The sequence below is a fragment of the Labrys methylaminiphilus subsp. lupini genome, from assembly GCF_051161885.1.
Taxonomy (GTDB): Bacteria; Pseudomonadota; Alphaproteobacteria; order Rhizobiales; family Labraceae; genus Labrys.
The window spans coordinates 1,350,735-1,364,610 of sequence record NZ_JBMDIH010000002.1; the positions used below are offsets into that span (position 1 = coordinate 1,350,735).

Annotated in this window: 16 protein-coding genes; 2 read left to right on the forward strand and 14 right to left on the reverse strand. The window is 63.0% G+C overall.

Going from position 1 to position 13,876, the window contains the following annotated elements:
• Nucleotides 1–20: 20 nt before the first annotated feature.
• Nucleotides 21–752, forward strand: a complete 732-nt coding sequence (locus tag ACN6KF_RS31835) for a GntR family transcriptional regulator (protein ID WP_434960885.1) — start codon at nucleotides 21–23, stop codon at nucleotides 750–752.
• A gap of 90 nt (nucleotides 753–842) precedes the next feature.
• Here ACN6KF_RS31835 and ACN6KF_RS31840 read toward each other — a convergent pair whose 3' ends face one another.
• The 11 genes from ACN6KF_RS31840 to pcaD form a co-directional block, all read right to left on the reverse strand.
• Complete coding sequence (locus ACN6KF_RS31840; RefSeq protein ID WP_434960886.1) at nucleotides 843–1,559, reverse strand: ABC transporter ATP-binding protein; 717 nt, start codon at nucleotides 1,557–1,559, stop codon at nucleotides 843–845.
• The gene (locus ACN6KF_RS31845) at nucleotides 1,556–2,320 is read right to left on the reverse strand and encodes an ABC transporter ATP-binding protein (RefSeq protein ID WP_434960887.1); all 765 of its coding nucleotides are present in this window, start codon (nucleotides 2,318–2,320) and stop codon (nucleotides 1,556–1,558) included. The genes ACN6KF_RS31840 and ACN6KF_RS31845 overlap by 4 nt, the downstream gene beginning before the upstream one ends.
• A complete protein-coding gene (locus ACN6KF_RS31850; protein ID WP_434961356.1) occupies nucleotides 2,317–3,321 on the reverse strand; it encodes a branched-chain amino acid ABC transporter permease in 1,005 nt (334 codons plus the stop codon). The genes ACN6KF_RS31845 and ACN6KF_RS31850 overlap by 4 nt, the downstream gene beginning before the upstream one ends.
• Nucleotides 3,322–3,327: 6 nt before the next feature.
• On the reverse strand, nucleotides 3,328–4,191 hold the full coding sequence (locus ACN6KF_RS31855; RefSeq protein WP_434960888.1) for a branched-chain amino acid ABC transporter permease: 864 nt from the start codon (nucleotides 4,189–4,191) through the stop codon (nucleotides 3,328–3,330).
• Nucleotides 4,192–4,348: 157 nt separating this feature from the next.
• Entirely contained in the window at nucleotides 4,349–5,539 is a 1,191-nt protein-coding gene (locus tag ACN6KF_RS31860; protein WP_434960889.1) for an ABC transporter substrate-binding protein, read from the reverse strand.
• A gap of 258 nt (nucleotides 5,540–5,797) precedes the next feature.
• A complete protein-coding gene (gene pobA, locus ACN6KF_RS31865; protein WP_434960890.1) occupies nucleotides 5,798–6,970 on the reverse strand; it encodes a 4-hydroxybenzoate 3-monooxygenase in 1,173 nt (390 codons plus the stop codon).
• An 81-nt stretch (nucleotides 6,971–7,051) separates the two neighbouring features.
• Nucleotides 7,052–8,116, reverse strand: a complete 1,065-nt coding sequence (locus ACN6KF_RS31870; protein WP_434960891.1) for a 3-carboxy-cis,cis-muconate cycloisomerase — start codon at nucleotides 8,114–8,116, stop codon at nucleotides 7,052–7,054.
• Nucleotides 8,113–8,727 (reverse strand): protocatechuate 3,4-dioxygenase subunit alpha, encoded by a 615-nt coding sequence (gene pcaG, locus ACN6KF_RS31875; RefSeq protein WP_434960892.1) that lies wholly within the window; start codon nucleotides 8,725–8,727, stop codon nucleotides 8,113–8,115. The genes ACN6KF_RS31870 and pcaG overlap by 4 nt, the downstream gene beginning before the upstream one ends.
• Nucleotides 8,727–9,479 carry a protocatechuate 3,4-dioxygenase subunit beta gene (gene pcaH, locus ACN6KF_RS31880; RefSeq protein ID WP_434960893.1) on the reverse strand — a complete coding sequence of 251 codons (753 nt, stop codon included), beginning with the start codon at nucleotides 9,477–9,479 and terminating at the stop codon, nucleotides 8,727–8,729. The genes pcaG and pcaH overlap by 1 nt, the downstream gene beginning before the upstream one ends.
• A complete protein-coding gene (gene pcaC, locus ACN6KF_RS31885) occupies nucleotides 9,469–9,885 on the reverse strand; it encodes a 4-carboxymuconolactone decarboxylase (RefSeq protein ID WP_434960894.1) in 417 nt (138 codons plus the stop codon). Before pcaC ends, pcaH begins: the two co-directional genes overlap by 11 nt.
• A gap of 7 nt (nucleotides 9,886–9,892) precedes the next feature.
• Nucleotides 9,893–10,690, reverse strand: a complete 798-nt coding sequence (gene pcaD / locus ACN6KF_RS31890; RefSeq protein WP_434960895.1) for a 3-oxoadipate enol-lactonase — start codon at nucleotides 10,688–10,690, stop codon at nucleotides 9,893–9,895.
• A gap of 92 nt (nucleotides 10,691–10,782) precedes the next feature.
• Between pcaD and pcaQ the strand changes: the two genes are divergently transcribed.
• Nucleotides 10,783–11,700, forward strand: coding sequence for a pca operon transcription factor PcaQ (gene pcaQ, locus ACN6KF_RS31895; protein WP_434960896.1), 918 nt, complete (start codon nucleotides 10,783–10,785; stop codon nucleotides 11,698–11,700).
• Between the two features lie 185 nt (nucleotides 11,701–11,885).
• On the opposite strand, the gene ACN6KF_RS31900 is transcribed toward pcaQ, so the two are convergent.
• From ACN6KF_RS31900 to ACN6KF_RS31910, 3 genes are all read right to left on the reverse strand, one after another.
• Entirely contained in the window at nucleotides 11,886–12,740 is an 855-nt protein-coding gene (locus ACN6KF_RS31900; protein ID WP_434960897.1) for an alpha/beta fold hydrolase, read from the reverse strand.
• On the reverse strand, nucleotides 12,733–12,933 hold the full coding sequence (locus ACN6KF_RS31905; RefSeq protein WP_434960898.1) for an FAD-dependent monooxygenase: 201 nt from the start codon (nucleotides 12,931–12,933) through the stop codon (nucleotides 12,733–12,735). The genes ACN6KF_RS31900 and ACN6KF_RS31905 overlap by 8 nt, the downstream gene beginning before the upstream one ends.
• A gap of 166 nt (nucleotides 12,934–13,099) precedes the next feature.
• On the reverse strand, nucleotides 13,100–13,360 hold the full coding sequence (locus ACN6KF_RS31910; protein ID WP_434960899.1) for a hypothetical protein: 261 nt from the start codon (nucleotides 13,358–13,360) through the stop codon (nucleotides 13,100–13,102).
• Nucleotides 13,361–13,876: the final 516 nt, after the last annotated feature.

Sequence of the window (13,876 nt, forward strand, 5' to 3'; positions counted from 1 at the left end):
CCGGCGCAGAGGGGCAGGCAATGACATCGGCCCTCGATTTGTTCAAAGCCGTCAAGTTGGATACGGGCCTGTCCGAGACATCTCAGATTCATGAACTGTTGCGCAGTGCCATCATCGCGATGGCAATGGCACCGGGGGAGGCCATTCAGGAAGAAGAGATCTGCGCCCGTTTATCGATTTCCCGCCCGCCGCTCAGGGATGCAATCCAGCAATTGGCAGGCGAACGGTTCGTCATTATCGAGCCCGATGGCCAGGCGCTCGTTGCCGCGATCGACATCGACGAAGTGCTGACCGGCCAGATCGTCCGGGAAACGCTGGAAGTCCGGATAACGCGCCTCGCGGCCCGGCACTTCGTCCCGGCCCGGGCCAAGGATTTCGAGCATTCTCTGGCCCTGCGGGGCGAAGCCGCCGCGCGGCACGATACCGATGCATTCTTTGCTCTCGACAACGCCTTCCACAAGCTGATCTGCGAAGTCTCAGGCGTCGGCAACAGTTGGCGCACACTCCGTGCCGCAACGGGACAGCTCGACCGCGTCAGGCTGCTCGCCTTTGCCTTCGAAAACAGTTTCGACGTCGTGATCGCCGAACATGGCGCGATTTACCAAGGCTTGAGAACCGGAAGCGAGCAGGCCGCTGTCACGGCACTTCAATTCCAGCTCGACAGCATGTTCGAAAACCTCCGCCTATTGCGAAAGCAGCGTCCGGCTCTATTTGCCGATTACGGCGATATCAATTTCGACATGATCCGTTAGGGTGCAGCACGCGAGCCGTCCCGAGCGCCTGTTCCGGGAAAGCGTTGACTTGCCACCCGCCTCGCTATCCGCCCCGGCGCCGGGCCCTGCTCAATGCAGCCCGCCGACCCCGAGTAGCCGCTCGATTACCTCCGGCTGCTCGGAGAGCGTGGCCGAGGCGCCCGACCAGGCGATGCGCCCCCGTTCCAGAATGACGACATGATCGGCGAAGTCGATCGCGGTCTGGATGCGCTGCTCGACCAGCAGAATAGTCATCTGCCCTTCGGCGGCGAGGCGCGAGAACACGGCCATCAGTTCCTCGCAAATGACGGGGGCCAGCCCTTCCAGCGGCTCATCCAGCAGCAGCACCGTCGGCCTGCCCAGAATGCTGCGGGCCGTGGTGAGCATCTGCTGCTCGCCTCCCGAGAGCTGGGAACCGAGATTCCCGCGGCGCTCCTTGAGGCGCGGAAACATCTCATAGGCTTCCTCGATCGCCGGGCGGCCACGGTTCTTGAGGCCAACGAAAAGATTCTCCTCCACCGTCAGCGAGGCGAAGATGCAGCGGGCCTGCGGGACATAGCCCAGGCCGCCGCGGGCGCGCGAGGCGCTGTCGAGCAGGCTGATATCCCTGCCGCCAAGGCGCAGCGTGCCGCCGTAACGCCGGGTCTGCCCGGCGATGGTGGCGAGCAGGGTCGTCTTGCCCATGCCATTGCGACCGAGTACGGCCAGACGCCCGCCGGCGGGAACGGCGAAGGAAATGTTCTCCAGCACCCGGGTCGGGCCATAACCGGCGCTGAGATCGCTGATTTCAAGCGGCGTTGCGGTCATGCTGACTGCTTCTCATGGGCATAGTTTCCAAGATAGGCTTGGCGGACACGCGCATCCTTCGTCACGTCCTCGGGAGAACCGTCGAAGATGATGGCGCCGGCCGCGAGCACGATGACGCGCCGGGCGAAGCGGAAGACCAGGTCCATGTCGTGCTCGACCATCAGCACGGCGAGATCGGGGGGCAGGCCGGCCAGCGCCTCCTCGATGCGGGGCGTATCGCTTTGCGGCACGCCCGCGGCCGGCTCGTCGAGCAGGAGAACCTTGGGCTTGAGCGCCAACGCCAGCGCGATCTCGAGCAGGCGCTGCTGGCCATAGGCGATCTCCGCGACCGGACGGGTGGCGATCGCTGCGAGGCCGAGCGTGGCCAGCAATGCAGCCACTTCAACCATCACGTCGGGTTTCGCACGATAATGGCCGAAAAGGCGGCCGGTACGGCCCGTGCGCTGCAGGACGGCGAGCGCCAGATGCTCTTGCGGCGTCATGTCAGGGAAGAGCCGGGTGACCTGGAAGGAGCGTACGAGGCCCTGGCGCACACGCTCCGTCGGTCCGAGCCCGGTGACGTCCCTGCCGGCGAGCACCACCTTGCCGGAATCGGGCTCGAGGTGGCCGGTGACCAGGTTGACGAAGGTGGTCTTGCCGGCACCGTTCGGACCGATCAGGGCGACACGGTCGCCGGCGTTCAGGCTGATCGACAGGCCTTGCGTGACGGCAAGGCCGCCGAAGGATTTTTTCAAATCAAGGGTCTGGAACACCGCACTCATCCGCCCCTCCCCTTGAAACGGGCAAGAAGCAGGACGGCCGAGCCATAGAGGCCACGCGGCGCGAACAGCACGACGGCGATCAGCAGGGCGCCGACAATGGTGAGCCAGTGAAACGGATTGGCCGCCGAAACGAAATCCTCGAAACCCATGAAGGCGATGGTACCGACGAGCGCCCCATAGAGCGAGCCGGTGCCGCCGAGCACGAGCATGACCAGGGCCTCGGCCGAGAGAGTGAAACTCAGGCTGTCCAAACCCACCACCTGGGTGGAAAGGGCGTTGAGCCCGCCGCCCAACCCGGCCACGGCACCGGAGATGACATACATCTTCAAAAGCGTGCCCTGCACCGAAGCACCCATGGCACGGATGCGCACGGGATCCTGCCGGATGCCCCGGCAGAGCATGCCGAAGGGCGAGCGCACCAGCAGTCTGAGCATGACGAAGACGACGAGGAGAAGCGCCACACCCAGGCCATAGGCAGTGCGACCCCACAGATCGAACTCGAACAGACCGAAGACGGGGTCGGGTGAGATGCCCGAAAGGCCGTCGCTGCCGCCGGTATAGGCCGAAGCCTTGTTCGCGGCTTCGTGGAAGAGATGGACCACCGCGATCGACAGCACCAATTGCGCGAGCCCCTGCCCGCGCAGGATCACCACCCCCGAGACCAGGCCGGCGAGTGCGCCGCCCACGGCTGAGATGGCGAGCATCGCCAACGGATCGGTGACGTTCCAATGCGCGGCGGCAATCCCCGCGGCATAGGCGCCGGCACCGTACAAGGCCGCATGGCCCAGCGTGGCGACGCCGCAAAAGCCGGTGACGAGGTCGAGCGAAAGCACGAGCAGCGCGACCGAGAGGATACGGGTCAGCAGCGCCAGATTGTCGGGAAACAGGCAATAGCCGACGACGGCGGCGGCCAGGACGGCCGCAAGACCTGCCAGGTCGCGCCTCAGCCAGTTGGTTTTCGGCATTTCTTCCCGACCGGGCACGGATTTGCCCTCCACCATGTCCATTCAGGCTCTCCTGCCCATGAGGCCGCGTGGGAAGACGCAGACGATGGCGATCACGGCGAGATAGAAGAAGAATTCGCCATATTCGGGCAGGAGATAGCGGCCGGTAGTGTCGACGAGTCCAAGCACGAGGCAGGCCAGCAAGGCACCTGGGATCGAGCCTGCTCCGCCGACGCAGACCACAACCAGGAAGGTCACCATGTAGCGCAAGGCATAATAGGGTTCGATCGGCAGGAGCTCGGCACCGACGATGCCGCCGAAGGCGGCGAGCCCGACGGCGATCGCAAAGCTCACGGCATAGACGATCGTGGTGCGCACGCCGAGCGAAGCAGCCATGGCGGCATTGTCCACCGAGGCGCGCAATTTGATACCGAACCCAGTTTTCTCGATCAGATACCAGAGAGCCAGGGCAACGGCCAAGCCACAGGCAATGGCGAATAATTTATGCGCGGCGATGGTGCGAAAGCCGAGATCGACAGGTCCGCGCAACGGCTCGGGCAAGGGGATGGTCTTCAGCGTGGGGCCGAAGACGTAATTGGCGATGCCGATGACGCAGAAGGTGATGCCGATGGTCATCAGCACCTGGGTCAATTCGGGCGCACCATAGAGCCGGCGGTAGAGCAAGCGTTCCAGCGGAAGGGCGATCACCACCGTGCCGGCCACGGCCACCAGGATGGCGAGGGCATATCCCAGGCCGAGGGATTGCACGGCATAGGAAGCGATGTAGCCGCCGATCATGGCGAAGGCGCCATGGGCAAGGTTCACCACCCGCATCAGCCCCATGGTCACGGAAAGCCCGATGGAGATGACGAACAGCACCATGCCATAGGCAAGGGCGTCGATACCCACGCTGAGAATGGTTTGCATGGTCTGATCCAGCACTAGAGGAATGGCAATTTTGTTAAACTACCACTTACTCTATGTCCTTTTTCTAATGCATTTTCTGAACTCAAGGCCTGACTGTTCCAGAAGATGCTCTCTCCCTGGCGCCGCCTTGCACTCTGTGGATCTCGGCGCGGCGCAGTCATTTCAAAGCGGCAAGGCCGGGGTCACCCTGTTTTTCGAAAGTGGCGATTTCCTTGTTGTAATAACTGCCGTCCTCGGCCTTGGTGACCACGCGCAGATAGATGTTCTGCGTGATGTGGCGGCTGTCGGGATCGATCGAAACGGGCCCGCGCGGGCTTTCCCAGGCCAGTCCCTTGACGGCGTCCACCGCCTTCTGGGCGTCCTGCTTGCCGCCGGTCGCCTCGATCATCTTGTAGATGACATGCATGCCGTCATAGGCCCCGACCGCGGGAAACGACAATTCACTTGGGTTGCCGATGGCCTTGCGCGCCGCCTCGACAAATTTCTTGTTCTCGGCCGAGTCATGCGAGACGGCATAGTGGAAGGTGGTCGGCAAGCCCTCGGCGGCCTGGCCGAGCGCCGGCAAATCCGATTCCTGGGTCAGGTCTCCAGGCGCGAGCAACTTCACGCCTGATTTTGCCAGGCCATTGTCATTATAGGCTTTGACGAAGCCGAGCGTGGTGGGGCCGGACGGCAGGAAGGCAAACAGGGTATCGGCACCGGAATCCTTCACCCTCTGCATGATCGGGCTGAAATCATTGGTCGATAACGGCATGCGGATGGTGCCGACGACTTCGCCGCCGACGCCGGTGAAGCTGGTCTTGAAGGCATTTTCCGCATCGACGCCAGGACCATAGTCGCTGACCACGGTGATCGCCTTCTTGGCGCCGCGCTCCAAGGCAACCTTCGCCATGGGCGCCGAGGTCTGCCAGGTGGTGAAGGAGGTGCGCACCACCAGGGGGCTCTTGGTCACGATGGCCGACGTCGCGGCATTCATCACCACGAGCGGCACATTGGCCTGCTTCAGCAGCGGGGTGACGGCCATGGCGTCCGGTGTGAAATAGAACCCCGCGAGATATTGGACGCGTTCCTTGACCACCAGTTCCTGGGCAAGGGCCTTGGACTGCGCGGGATCGGCCTGGGGCACGTCGCGATAGACGATCTCGATGTCGTCGCTACCGACCTTGCTGCCATGCAGAGCCCGGTAGGCGTCGATACCGGCCTTGAAATTCTTGCCCTGGATGGCGAACGGGCCTGAGAACGGACCGATCACGCCGACCTTGATGGTTTCGGCCGGGGCGCTGCCGCACAGCATGACGACCGCCAAGGTCGCGAGAACAGATTTGGCGGCGAGAACGGTTTTTTTCATTCTTTCCTCCTAGAGCAAAGCGCGTCCAGGTGTGAACGCTTGTTTGCTCTAACTCTTTGGTTCGGCGCGTCTTTGCGATTTGAAATGATACGATCAAATCACAAAACGCTTTGAAAGCCGGACCAGCGCCTTTTGGGCACGCCGATCGCAGGCTTTCCATATTGGTCAAATGTGACGCGTTAATTGGTAATGTAAAATGAAAATAAACGCTCGAACCATAACCTGCAGGATATGTGACGGGCATGGGACTCCGAGATTTCAGTAGGGAAGACCGACATAGTTTTCGGCAAGTGCCGCTGACGCCATCTGTGAATGAACGAGATAATCGAGTTCGGCCTCCTGGATCCGTTGCCCGAAATCGTCCGTGTCCGGGAAGCGATGCAGCATCGTCGTCATCCACCATGAAAAACGCACTGCCTTCCATACGCGGGAAAGCGCCCGGCTCGAATAGACATCGATGCCAGCCGATGAATTCTCCCGATAGAACTCCCGCAATCCCCAATAGAGGTAGCGCACGTCGCTCGCGGCAAGATTGAGCCCCTTGGCCCCGGTGGGCGGCACGATATGGGCGGCGTCGCCAACCAGGAACAAGCGCCCGAAACGCATGGGCTCGGCGACGAAGGAGCGCAGCGGCGCAACCGATTTTTCGAAGGACGGTCCGGTGACGATGCCGGCGGCGGCCTCGGGCGGCAGGCGTAGGCGCAGTTCGTCCCAGAAACGATCGTCGCTCCAGTCCTCGATCCTGTCATCGAGCGGACATTGCACATAGTAACGGCTGCGATGAGCCGAACGCATCGAACAGAGCGCAAAACCCCGTGGGTGGTTGGCATAGATCAATTCATGACCGGCCGGCGGCACCTCGGCGAGAATGCCGAGCCAGCCGAAGGGATAGGCCCGCTCATAGGTCCTGATCGCGGTCGACGGCACCGATTTACGGCTGACACCATGGAAGCCGTCGCAGCCGGCAATGAGGTCGCAATCGATGCGATGGCCGGCACCGTCCTTCTCATAGGTGACGTAGGGCGCCTCGCCGCCGAAATCGTGGAGCTCGACATTGCCAGCCTCATAGATGGTGGTCAGGCCTGCAGCCTCGCGCTTGTCCATCAGGTCATGCGTCACCTCGGTCTGGCCGTAGACCATCACCCGCTTGCCGCCGGTCAGGGCTGCCAGGTCGATGCGGTGCAGCCGGCCGTCGAAAGCCAGGGAGATGCCGTCATGCGGCAGGCCTTCGGCATGCATGCGCTCGCCCGCCTTGGCTTCATCGATGAGATCCAGCGTGCCCTGCTCGAGCACGCCTGCACGCACGCGAGCGAGTACATGACCGCGGCTGGCACGTTCGAGGATGATGTTGGCGATGCCCTCATTGGCCAGCAACTGTCCAAGCAACAGGCCGGAAGGACCCGAACCGACGATGACCACCTGTGTGCGCATGTCCTGCCCTCATCGCCGCGAATTCCATGCCATCGGCAGGCTCGGGTCGGTTTTCGTTCCATTTCTGTTTCGGGATCGCGACTATCCGTCGGCCAGCACACCGATACTTTCGATCTGGGTGGCGAGTTCATCCGCCAACCGCAGCGACGCAGTGGCCGCCACGGCCATCTGTGGCAGAAGCAGCCATTCCAATGTCCACGCCGCGCCCGAGCGTTCCTGTTCGTGCAGCAAGGCCTGATGCATGCCGGCAAGCTGCGTGGCGTTGAAGCGAGCGAGCGTAACCAGCATCTCCGCCGCCACCGGATTTTGCTTGTGCGGCATGGCGGAGGATCCTCCGCCGGCGGACAAGCCAATCTCGCCGCCGTCCTGGGCCATCAGGGCGATATCCTGGCCGAATTTGCCGAGGCTTCCTGTGATCAGCGACAGCAGACCGGCGAAATCGGCAAGCCGGTCGCGCTGGCTGTGCCATTGCGGGGCATCGCCGAGACCGAGGCGAGCGGCGAGCCCCGCCTGAACGGCAGCGGCCTTGGTCCCGAGCTTGTCCAGCGTGCCCGCGGCCCCGCCGAACTGCACTACCAGCAGCGCCGGCCGCATGGCTTCGAGCCGCTTCCTGTGCCGTTCCAGCGGTTCGCGCCAAGCCTGTATACGGTCGGCGACCGTAATTGGGATCGCCGCCTGCATGCGGGTACGGCCCATCAGCCTGCGGCTGCCGAATTCCAATTCCAGGCCAGCCAGTTTCGCGACCGCCTCGACCAACAGGTCATCCAGCCGCTGCACTATCGCCACCAGTCGCAACACCAGCGCGGTATCGATGACATCCTGGCTAGTGGCGCCGAAATGCAGCCTGTCGCCATGCGGCGTTCCAACCGCTTCACGCAATTGGCGCACCAACTCCGGCACGATGACGCCATCACTGGCAACGCCACGCCTGAGCGCCTCGAGATCGGGGACGAACGAGGCCAGGCCGAAGGCGATCGCCGCGGCGGCATCGGCTTCGATTACCCCCTCTTCGGCTTCCGCCTCGGCGAGGGCAAGCTCGAAAGCCAGCATCGCCGCCATCTCCACTTCGAAGGAGAACTGGCGTGCCGTTTCCTCATCGCCCAACAGGGAGGCAAGAACCGGATGATCGAGGGGCGAGACTGTCATATATCGAAGAACACTGTTTCCTGCTCGCCCTGCAGGTGGATGTCGAAGACATAGGGATCGCCTTCGCGCGCCGCGACGAGCGTGGCGACGCGATGGCGATGCTCGATGCGTGCCAGCACCGGGTCCTCGGCATTCGCCTCCGCTTCGTCAGCGAAATACATGCGGGTCTGCAAGCCGAGATTGATGCCGCGGGCAACGATCCACAAGGTGAGATGCGGCGCCATCAGGCGGCCATCCTTGAATGGCACCCGGCCCGGCTTGACCGTCTCGAACAGGCACTCACCCGTCGTCATATCCGTCGCCTTGCGGCCCCAGCCGGCAAAGTTGGGATCGGCCTTGCCACGCCGTTCCGAAGGCGAATTGTAAAGGCCGGCGCTATCGGCCTGCCAGATCTCGACGAGCGCGTCCTTGAGCGGCGTCCCCAAGCCGTCGAGCACGCGCACTCGCACGCCGATGCGCTCGCCCTTGGTCGCGGCATTGACCATCACATCGCCGAGGTCGCGGTCATAGACGCCCGCTATCCCTGCGAAATTCGGTGTCAGCCCGATATGCACGTAAGGACCGGCGGTCTGCGAGGGGCTTTCCTTGAGGCGATCGAGAGCCTGAACCATCAATTGCCCTCCAGGCGGTTCTCGAACATCGCCGAGCGGCGACCGCGCAGCACGATGTCGAATTTATACGCACGGGCATCCATGGGGATGGTCGCCTGCATGTCGAGGGCTGCGATCAAGGTTTCGATACCAGCCCTGTCAGGGATCGTCTTCACGATCGGGCACAGCCAGATCAGTGGATCACCCTCGAAATACATCTGCGTGATCAGACGCTGGGCAAAGCCGTGGCCGAACACCGAGAAATGAATATGGGCGGGACGCCAGTCATTGACGCCATTCGGCCAGGGATAGGGACCGGGCTTGATGGTGCGGAAGGCATAGCCGCCGTCCACATCGGTGATGGTGCGGCCGCAGCCGCCGAAATTCGGGTCGAGTGCGGCGAGATAGCCTTCCTTCTTGTGCCGGTAGCGCCCGCCGGCATTGGCCTGCCAGAATTCGAGCAGTGCCCCCGGCACGCCCTTGCCGCGCTCATCCAGGACACGCCCATAGACAATGATGCGCTCGCCGATGGCGCTCTCGCCGGGCCTGGCGAAATTGTGGATGAGGTCGTCGTCGAGTGGGCCCAGCAGATCGTGGCCGAAAACCGGTCCCGTGATCTCGGACAGCGTATTGTCGAGCGACAGCAGCGCCTTCTGCGGCGAGCGCAGCACGGACGTCTTGTAGGGCGGCGTCAGGGCCGGCGGATGCCAGCTCCGGTCGCGCTGAAAGAAAGCGCCCGTCTCGGGCCGGAGGTCGGTGCGTTCAGCGGACATCGGATTTTCCGGCCTCCTCGTCCATCTGGGCAAACACTTGCTTGGCGATCTTGATTGCCCGGTTGGCTGCCGGCACGCCGGCATAAACGGCCACATGCAGGAAGGCTTCGCAGATATCCTCCCGCGTCGCGCCGGTATTGGCGGTTGCCCTGACATGCATGGCCACTTCCTCGTCATGGCCGAGTGCAGCCAGCAAAGCGAGGGTAACGATCGAGCGCTCCCGCTGCGTCCAGGTCGGGCGCGACCACACCGTGCCCCAGGCAGCCTCGGTGATCAGCTCCTGGAACGGACGGTCGAACGCGGTCGAGGCCCCCTCCGCATGATCGACATGGGCATCGCCGAGCACGGCGCGGCGAACGGCGAGGCCCTCGCGATATCTGGCCGAGCGTGGCGCCGAAACACTCATGGCAGGGTCACTCCGATGGCAAGCGTGCAAGAAACTGGGTGATGAGGGCAACGAGCACGGCCGGCTGCTCGATGCAGGGAATGTGGCCGGCGCCGGCGATGACCTCGAATTGCGAACCGGGGATGATATCGGCCATGGAACGCACGAGAGCCGGCGGCGTCGAACCATCCTGATCACCGACGATGCACAGTGTAGGAACGGCGATCGCCTCGGCGGTCCTGGTATAGTCGGCATCGCGGATCGCCGCGCAGGTCGCCGCATAGCCCGCAACGGGCTGACGGGCGAGCATGTTGCGGCAACCATCCAGCGCTGGCTTGCGCTCGGCATGAAAACGCGGCGTGAACCACAATTTCATCACGGTATCGGCGATCGCGGCGATCCCGCCCTTCTGAACAGCGGCGATGCGGCTGTTCCAGCCATCGGCGGTACCGATCTTATGCGCCGTGTCGCACAGCACCAGGCCCTTGACGATGCCGGGTCGGCGGCCGGCAAGGCCGAGCGCGATGAGGCCGCCGACGGAAAGGCCGCACAGCACCACTTCCTTAATGCCGAGATGATCGATCAGGCCAAGGAGATCGTCGACATGGTCCTCGATCTTATAGGGCGTGGGGCCGAGATCGGACAGGCCATGGCCGCGCTTGTCATAGGCGAGCGTGGCGATCGAGCCGTCGAACGCCCCGGCCACCTCGCTCCAGATGCGCAAATCCGTGCCGAGGGAATTGATGAAGACGAGGTGGGGTCGGCCCTGCCCGGCCGGTCTGCGATCAAAATGCAGCGTAATGCCGCCGATGGTGATGAACTGCACGGCCGTCTCCTCCCCGCGAAGATGGATGATGCAATTGGTTTGGTAAAATCATATTTTCTAGCGTTATCTTAACTGCAGGGTTATGGGTCGCCATGATCGACAGCCGTGTCAAGTTCCGCCATCTTCAGACTTTCCTGGAAGTCGCGCGACAGAAAAGCGTGGTGAAGGCAGCCGGCGTGCTGCATGTCAGCCAGCCGGCGGTGACCAAGACGATCCGCGAGCTCGAGGAAGCCTTGGGCGTTTGCGTGTTCGAGCGGGACGGTCGTGGCATCAGGATAACCCGGACCGGCGAAGTGTTCATGCAGCATGCCGGCCTCGCCGTCAGCGCCCTCAGGCAAGGGATCGATTCCGTCGCCCTCGCCGGCGCCAAAGTGGGGCCGCCCCTTCGCATCGGAGCGCTGCCGACGGTCTCGGCCCATATCATGCCGCTCGCCATGCGGTTCTTCCTCAAGGAGGACACCGGCGTCACCGTCAAGATCGTCACCGGGGAAAACAGTGTCCTCCTGGAGCAGTTGCGCATCGGTGAGCTCGACCTCGTGGTCGGGCGCCTGGCGGCACCGGACAAGATGACCGGTTTTTTCTTCGAGCATCTCTATTCGGAACAGGTCGTGTTCGTGGTGCGGCCTGGACATCCGCTCCTCGACAGCGGCGGCAATCTGTTCGAGCAGATGAGCGCCTATCCCGTGCTGATGCCGACGCGCGGCTCCGTCATCCGTCCCTTCGTTGAGCGTATCTTCATCGCCAATGGCATCGCGTCTGTTCCCACGGAAATCGAGACGGTGTCGGATTCCTTTGGCCGGGCTTTCGTGCGCCAGAGCGATGCAATCTGGGTCATCTCCCACGGCGTGGTCAGCAACGACATCGAGGAAGCCACCCTGAGAGCCCTGCCCATCGAGACCAGCGACACGAAGGGACCGGTCGGCCTGACCATGCGCACCGACATGATTGCCCATCCCGCCTTCGCCATTCTGCTCAGGACCATCCGCGAGGCGGCCGGAAAGCTCGGCTGAAGCGCACTGCAACGGATTGCGATCCCGGCAAGCTCAAGAGATCACGCCCGATTCCTTCGCATCCTCGCTGTCGTCGTCTCGATCGCCATCGGCCTTGCGGGAAGTACAGTGAAGTGAAGTGCATTTATTTCTGCTTCTGGCTTCACATATCGCAAATTAAGTGCACTTCACCGTAATTACTTAAGTCAGACTCTCGGTGGGCTAGTGAAGAAGCGCCGCAACTCGCTGGCGACCAATCTTGGCTTGCCGACATTGTCGGAGGCCATGTGGCCGATGCCCTTGAGTTCGACCCGCTCCGCCTGAGGCAACTCGTGCTGCAACGCGTCGAGCGCCATCGGCAGGTAGGGATTGGAATTGTCACCGCCCATGAGCAGGACCGGCATGCGGATGGCGCCGAAGCGCTGAACCTGCCCGGCCGTGGCGGCGACCAGTTGCAGATCGTAGTGGACGGAGGGCACCAGTTCGCGGATCGCTGCCGCCTCTTCGCCGTCGCCGCGCAGCGCCATGCCCATCATCGGAGTCAGCAGCAGCCGGGGCAAGCCGGTGAACCAATCGCGTCGGTCGCCCGTCCCCTTCATCACCGTGACCATGGCGGCCGGCAAATTGCCGGCGGCAAGCTCGCGCTCATAGCGCGGCACAAAGTCCAGCGATGACAGTGTGCCGACCGGCAGCGGCGGCTCGTAGAGCGCAATTCTAGCGAGCGCCTGCGGCCGGTGCAGCGCCGTCCACAGCGTGGCGATGGCGCCCGAACTCAGCGCGAATACGTCGCGCGCGCCCGTTTGCGCCAGCACCGCCGACAGATCGTCGACCTCGGTCTCGATGCCGTAGTCCGGCCCCGGTGGGCCGCTGAGGCCACGTCCGCGCCGGTCAGGCAAATGCAGTGTGAAGCGATCGGCCAGCAACTCCCCCAACTGGGTGAAGTTGCGGCTGCTCTGCATGGCGCCTGCCAGCAGCACGAGGCTCGGGCCAGCGCCGACCTGCCTGTAACCGATGATCGTTCCATCGCGCGAGACAGCGTGACCCACGGTCCATTCAATCATGGCGTTTCTCCAAGCGCGCCGAGCCATAGGCATCGAGGCCGGTTGCGTTCGCCTCACCGCGCAGTACCGTTAGCAGGAGGCGCGCGAGCGCCGCGGCGCCGCCGAAGCCCTGGTCGAGTCCCTGCCCGCCGGCCGGTGAGTGGATGTGCGCTGCACCGCTCGCAGCTTGAACTCGCGGCTGAAACTTCGACATTCTTGGTCGGACATCCATTCTCCTAACGAGAACTGTCCCTATTTTGTCTGTCTCAGTCCAGGGGTTCACTCCAGTCGCAGATTGAGCGCGATAGCCGTAGTTACCAGCTTCGCCTGCGCACGCCGGAGCGACATTGCGATCCCGGCAGGCGTCACGAAATCACGCCCTATTCCTTCGTATCCTCGCTGTCGTCGTCGCCATCGGCCTTGCGGCGTTCGATGACCGCCTGCACCTGCGTGAAATCGGAGGGTGCCATCGACAGGCCCTCGATCTTCTCGCTGCCGATCTGGCCGACGGTCGCCCTCAGCTCACGCACCGGCACGACCTGCACGTCACCGCCATGCAGCATGATCGCCACTGTTCCCGGCTCCACCAGATCGCTGGCGACAATGCCGAGACCGTTCAACAAGATTACCTCACCGGTCACGCATCACTCTCCCCTGAGCAGCTTTCTGTTGATCGAGCACAGGCGCGATCAACAGAAAGCTGCAAGACACCAGACATTGCAGGCGGTCCCGGCGAAGCTCGTCCATGTGCCATGCCGAAAAACCCTGCTTGGTCTCTCCATGCACGTAGCATAGGGGGATCGGGAAAGCGTACCAACCTTTTAAGACTGTCGCCTCGTGCCAAGCTGCCCAAGCATGGAAATCACCGCTGGTTGGCGGCCGACGACGAAATCGGCGAGAAACAGGCGATCGACGGCAAAGCCTCCCTCGCCCCGGCATTTTGCGATTCGGCGGAACCATCAGGGCCGGCAAGGGGCGCGCCAAAACAAGAAGCTGGAGCCAAAGCGCGTTTTCGAAAAATCGAACCTTGCTCCAACTCTTTGTTTCAACAGGTTTTCTTAATCGAGAAGCCTCGTGGCGTAATTGCTCACGGTGGTGCCACCCCACCCATACCCTCGCCCCGTTCTTACAGCGAGAGGCCAGCCTTTGCTTTGCAA

Coding starts and splice junctions, on each gene's coding strand:
- ACN6KF_RS31835 (WP_434960885.1), top strand. CDS start 21: ATGACATCGGCCCTCGATTTGTTCAAAGCCGTCAAGTTGGATACGGGC.
- ACN6KF_RS31840 (WP_434960886.1), bottom strand. CDS start 1,559: ATGACCGCAACGCCGCTTGAAATCAGCGATCTCAGCGCCGGTTATGGC.
- ACN6KF_RS31845 (WP_434960887.1), bottom strand. CDS start 2,320: ATGAGTGCGGTGTTCCAGACCCTTGATTTGAAAAAATCCTTCGGCGGC.
- ACN6KF_RS31850 (WP_434961356.1), bottom strand. CDS start 3,321: ATGGTGGAGGGCAAATCCGTGCCCGGTCGGGAAGAAATGCCGAAAACC.
- ACN6KF_RS31855 (WP_434960888.1), bottom strand. CDS start 4,191: ATGCAAACCATTCTCAGCGTGGGTATCGACGCCCTTGCCTATGGCATG.
- ACN6KF_RS31860 (WP_434960889.1), bottom strand. CDS start 5,539: ATGAAAAAAACCGTTCTCGCCGCCAAATCTGTTCTCGCGACCTTGGCG.
- pobA (WP_434960890.1), bottom strand. CDS start 6,970: ATGCGCACACAGGTGGTCATCGTCGGTTCGGGTCCTTCCGGCCTGTTG.
- ACN6KF_RS31870 (WP_434960891.1), bottom strand. CDS start 8,116: ATGACAGTCTCGCCCCTCGATCATCCGGTTCTTGCCTCCCTGTTGGGC.
- pcaG (WP_434960892.1), bottom strand. CDS start 8,727: ATGGTTCAGGCTCTCGATCGCCTCAAGGAAAGCCCCTCGCAGACCGCC.
- pcaH (WP_434960893.1), bottom strand. CDS start 9,479: ATGTCCGCTGAACGCACCGACCTCCGGCCCGAGACGGGCGCTTTCTTT.
- pcaC (WP_434960894.1), bottom strand. CDS start 9,885: ATGAGTGTTTCGGCGCCACGCTCGGCCAGATATCGCGAGGGCCTCGCC.
- pcaQ (WP_434960896.1), top strand. CDS start 10,783: ATGATCGACAGCCGTGTCAAGTTCCGCCATCTTCAGACTTTCCTGGAA.
- ACN6KF_RS31900 (WP_434960897.1), bottom strand. CDS start 12,740: ATGATTGAATGGACCGTGGGTCACGCTGTCTCGCGCGATGGAACGATC.
- ACN6KF_RS31905 (WP_434960898.1), bottom strand. CDS start 12,933: ATGTCGAAGTTTCAGCCGCGAGTTCAAGCTGCGAGCGGTGCAGCGCAC.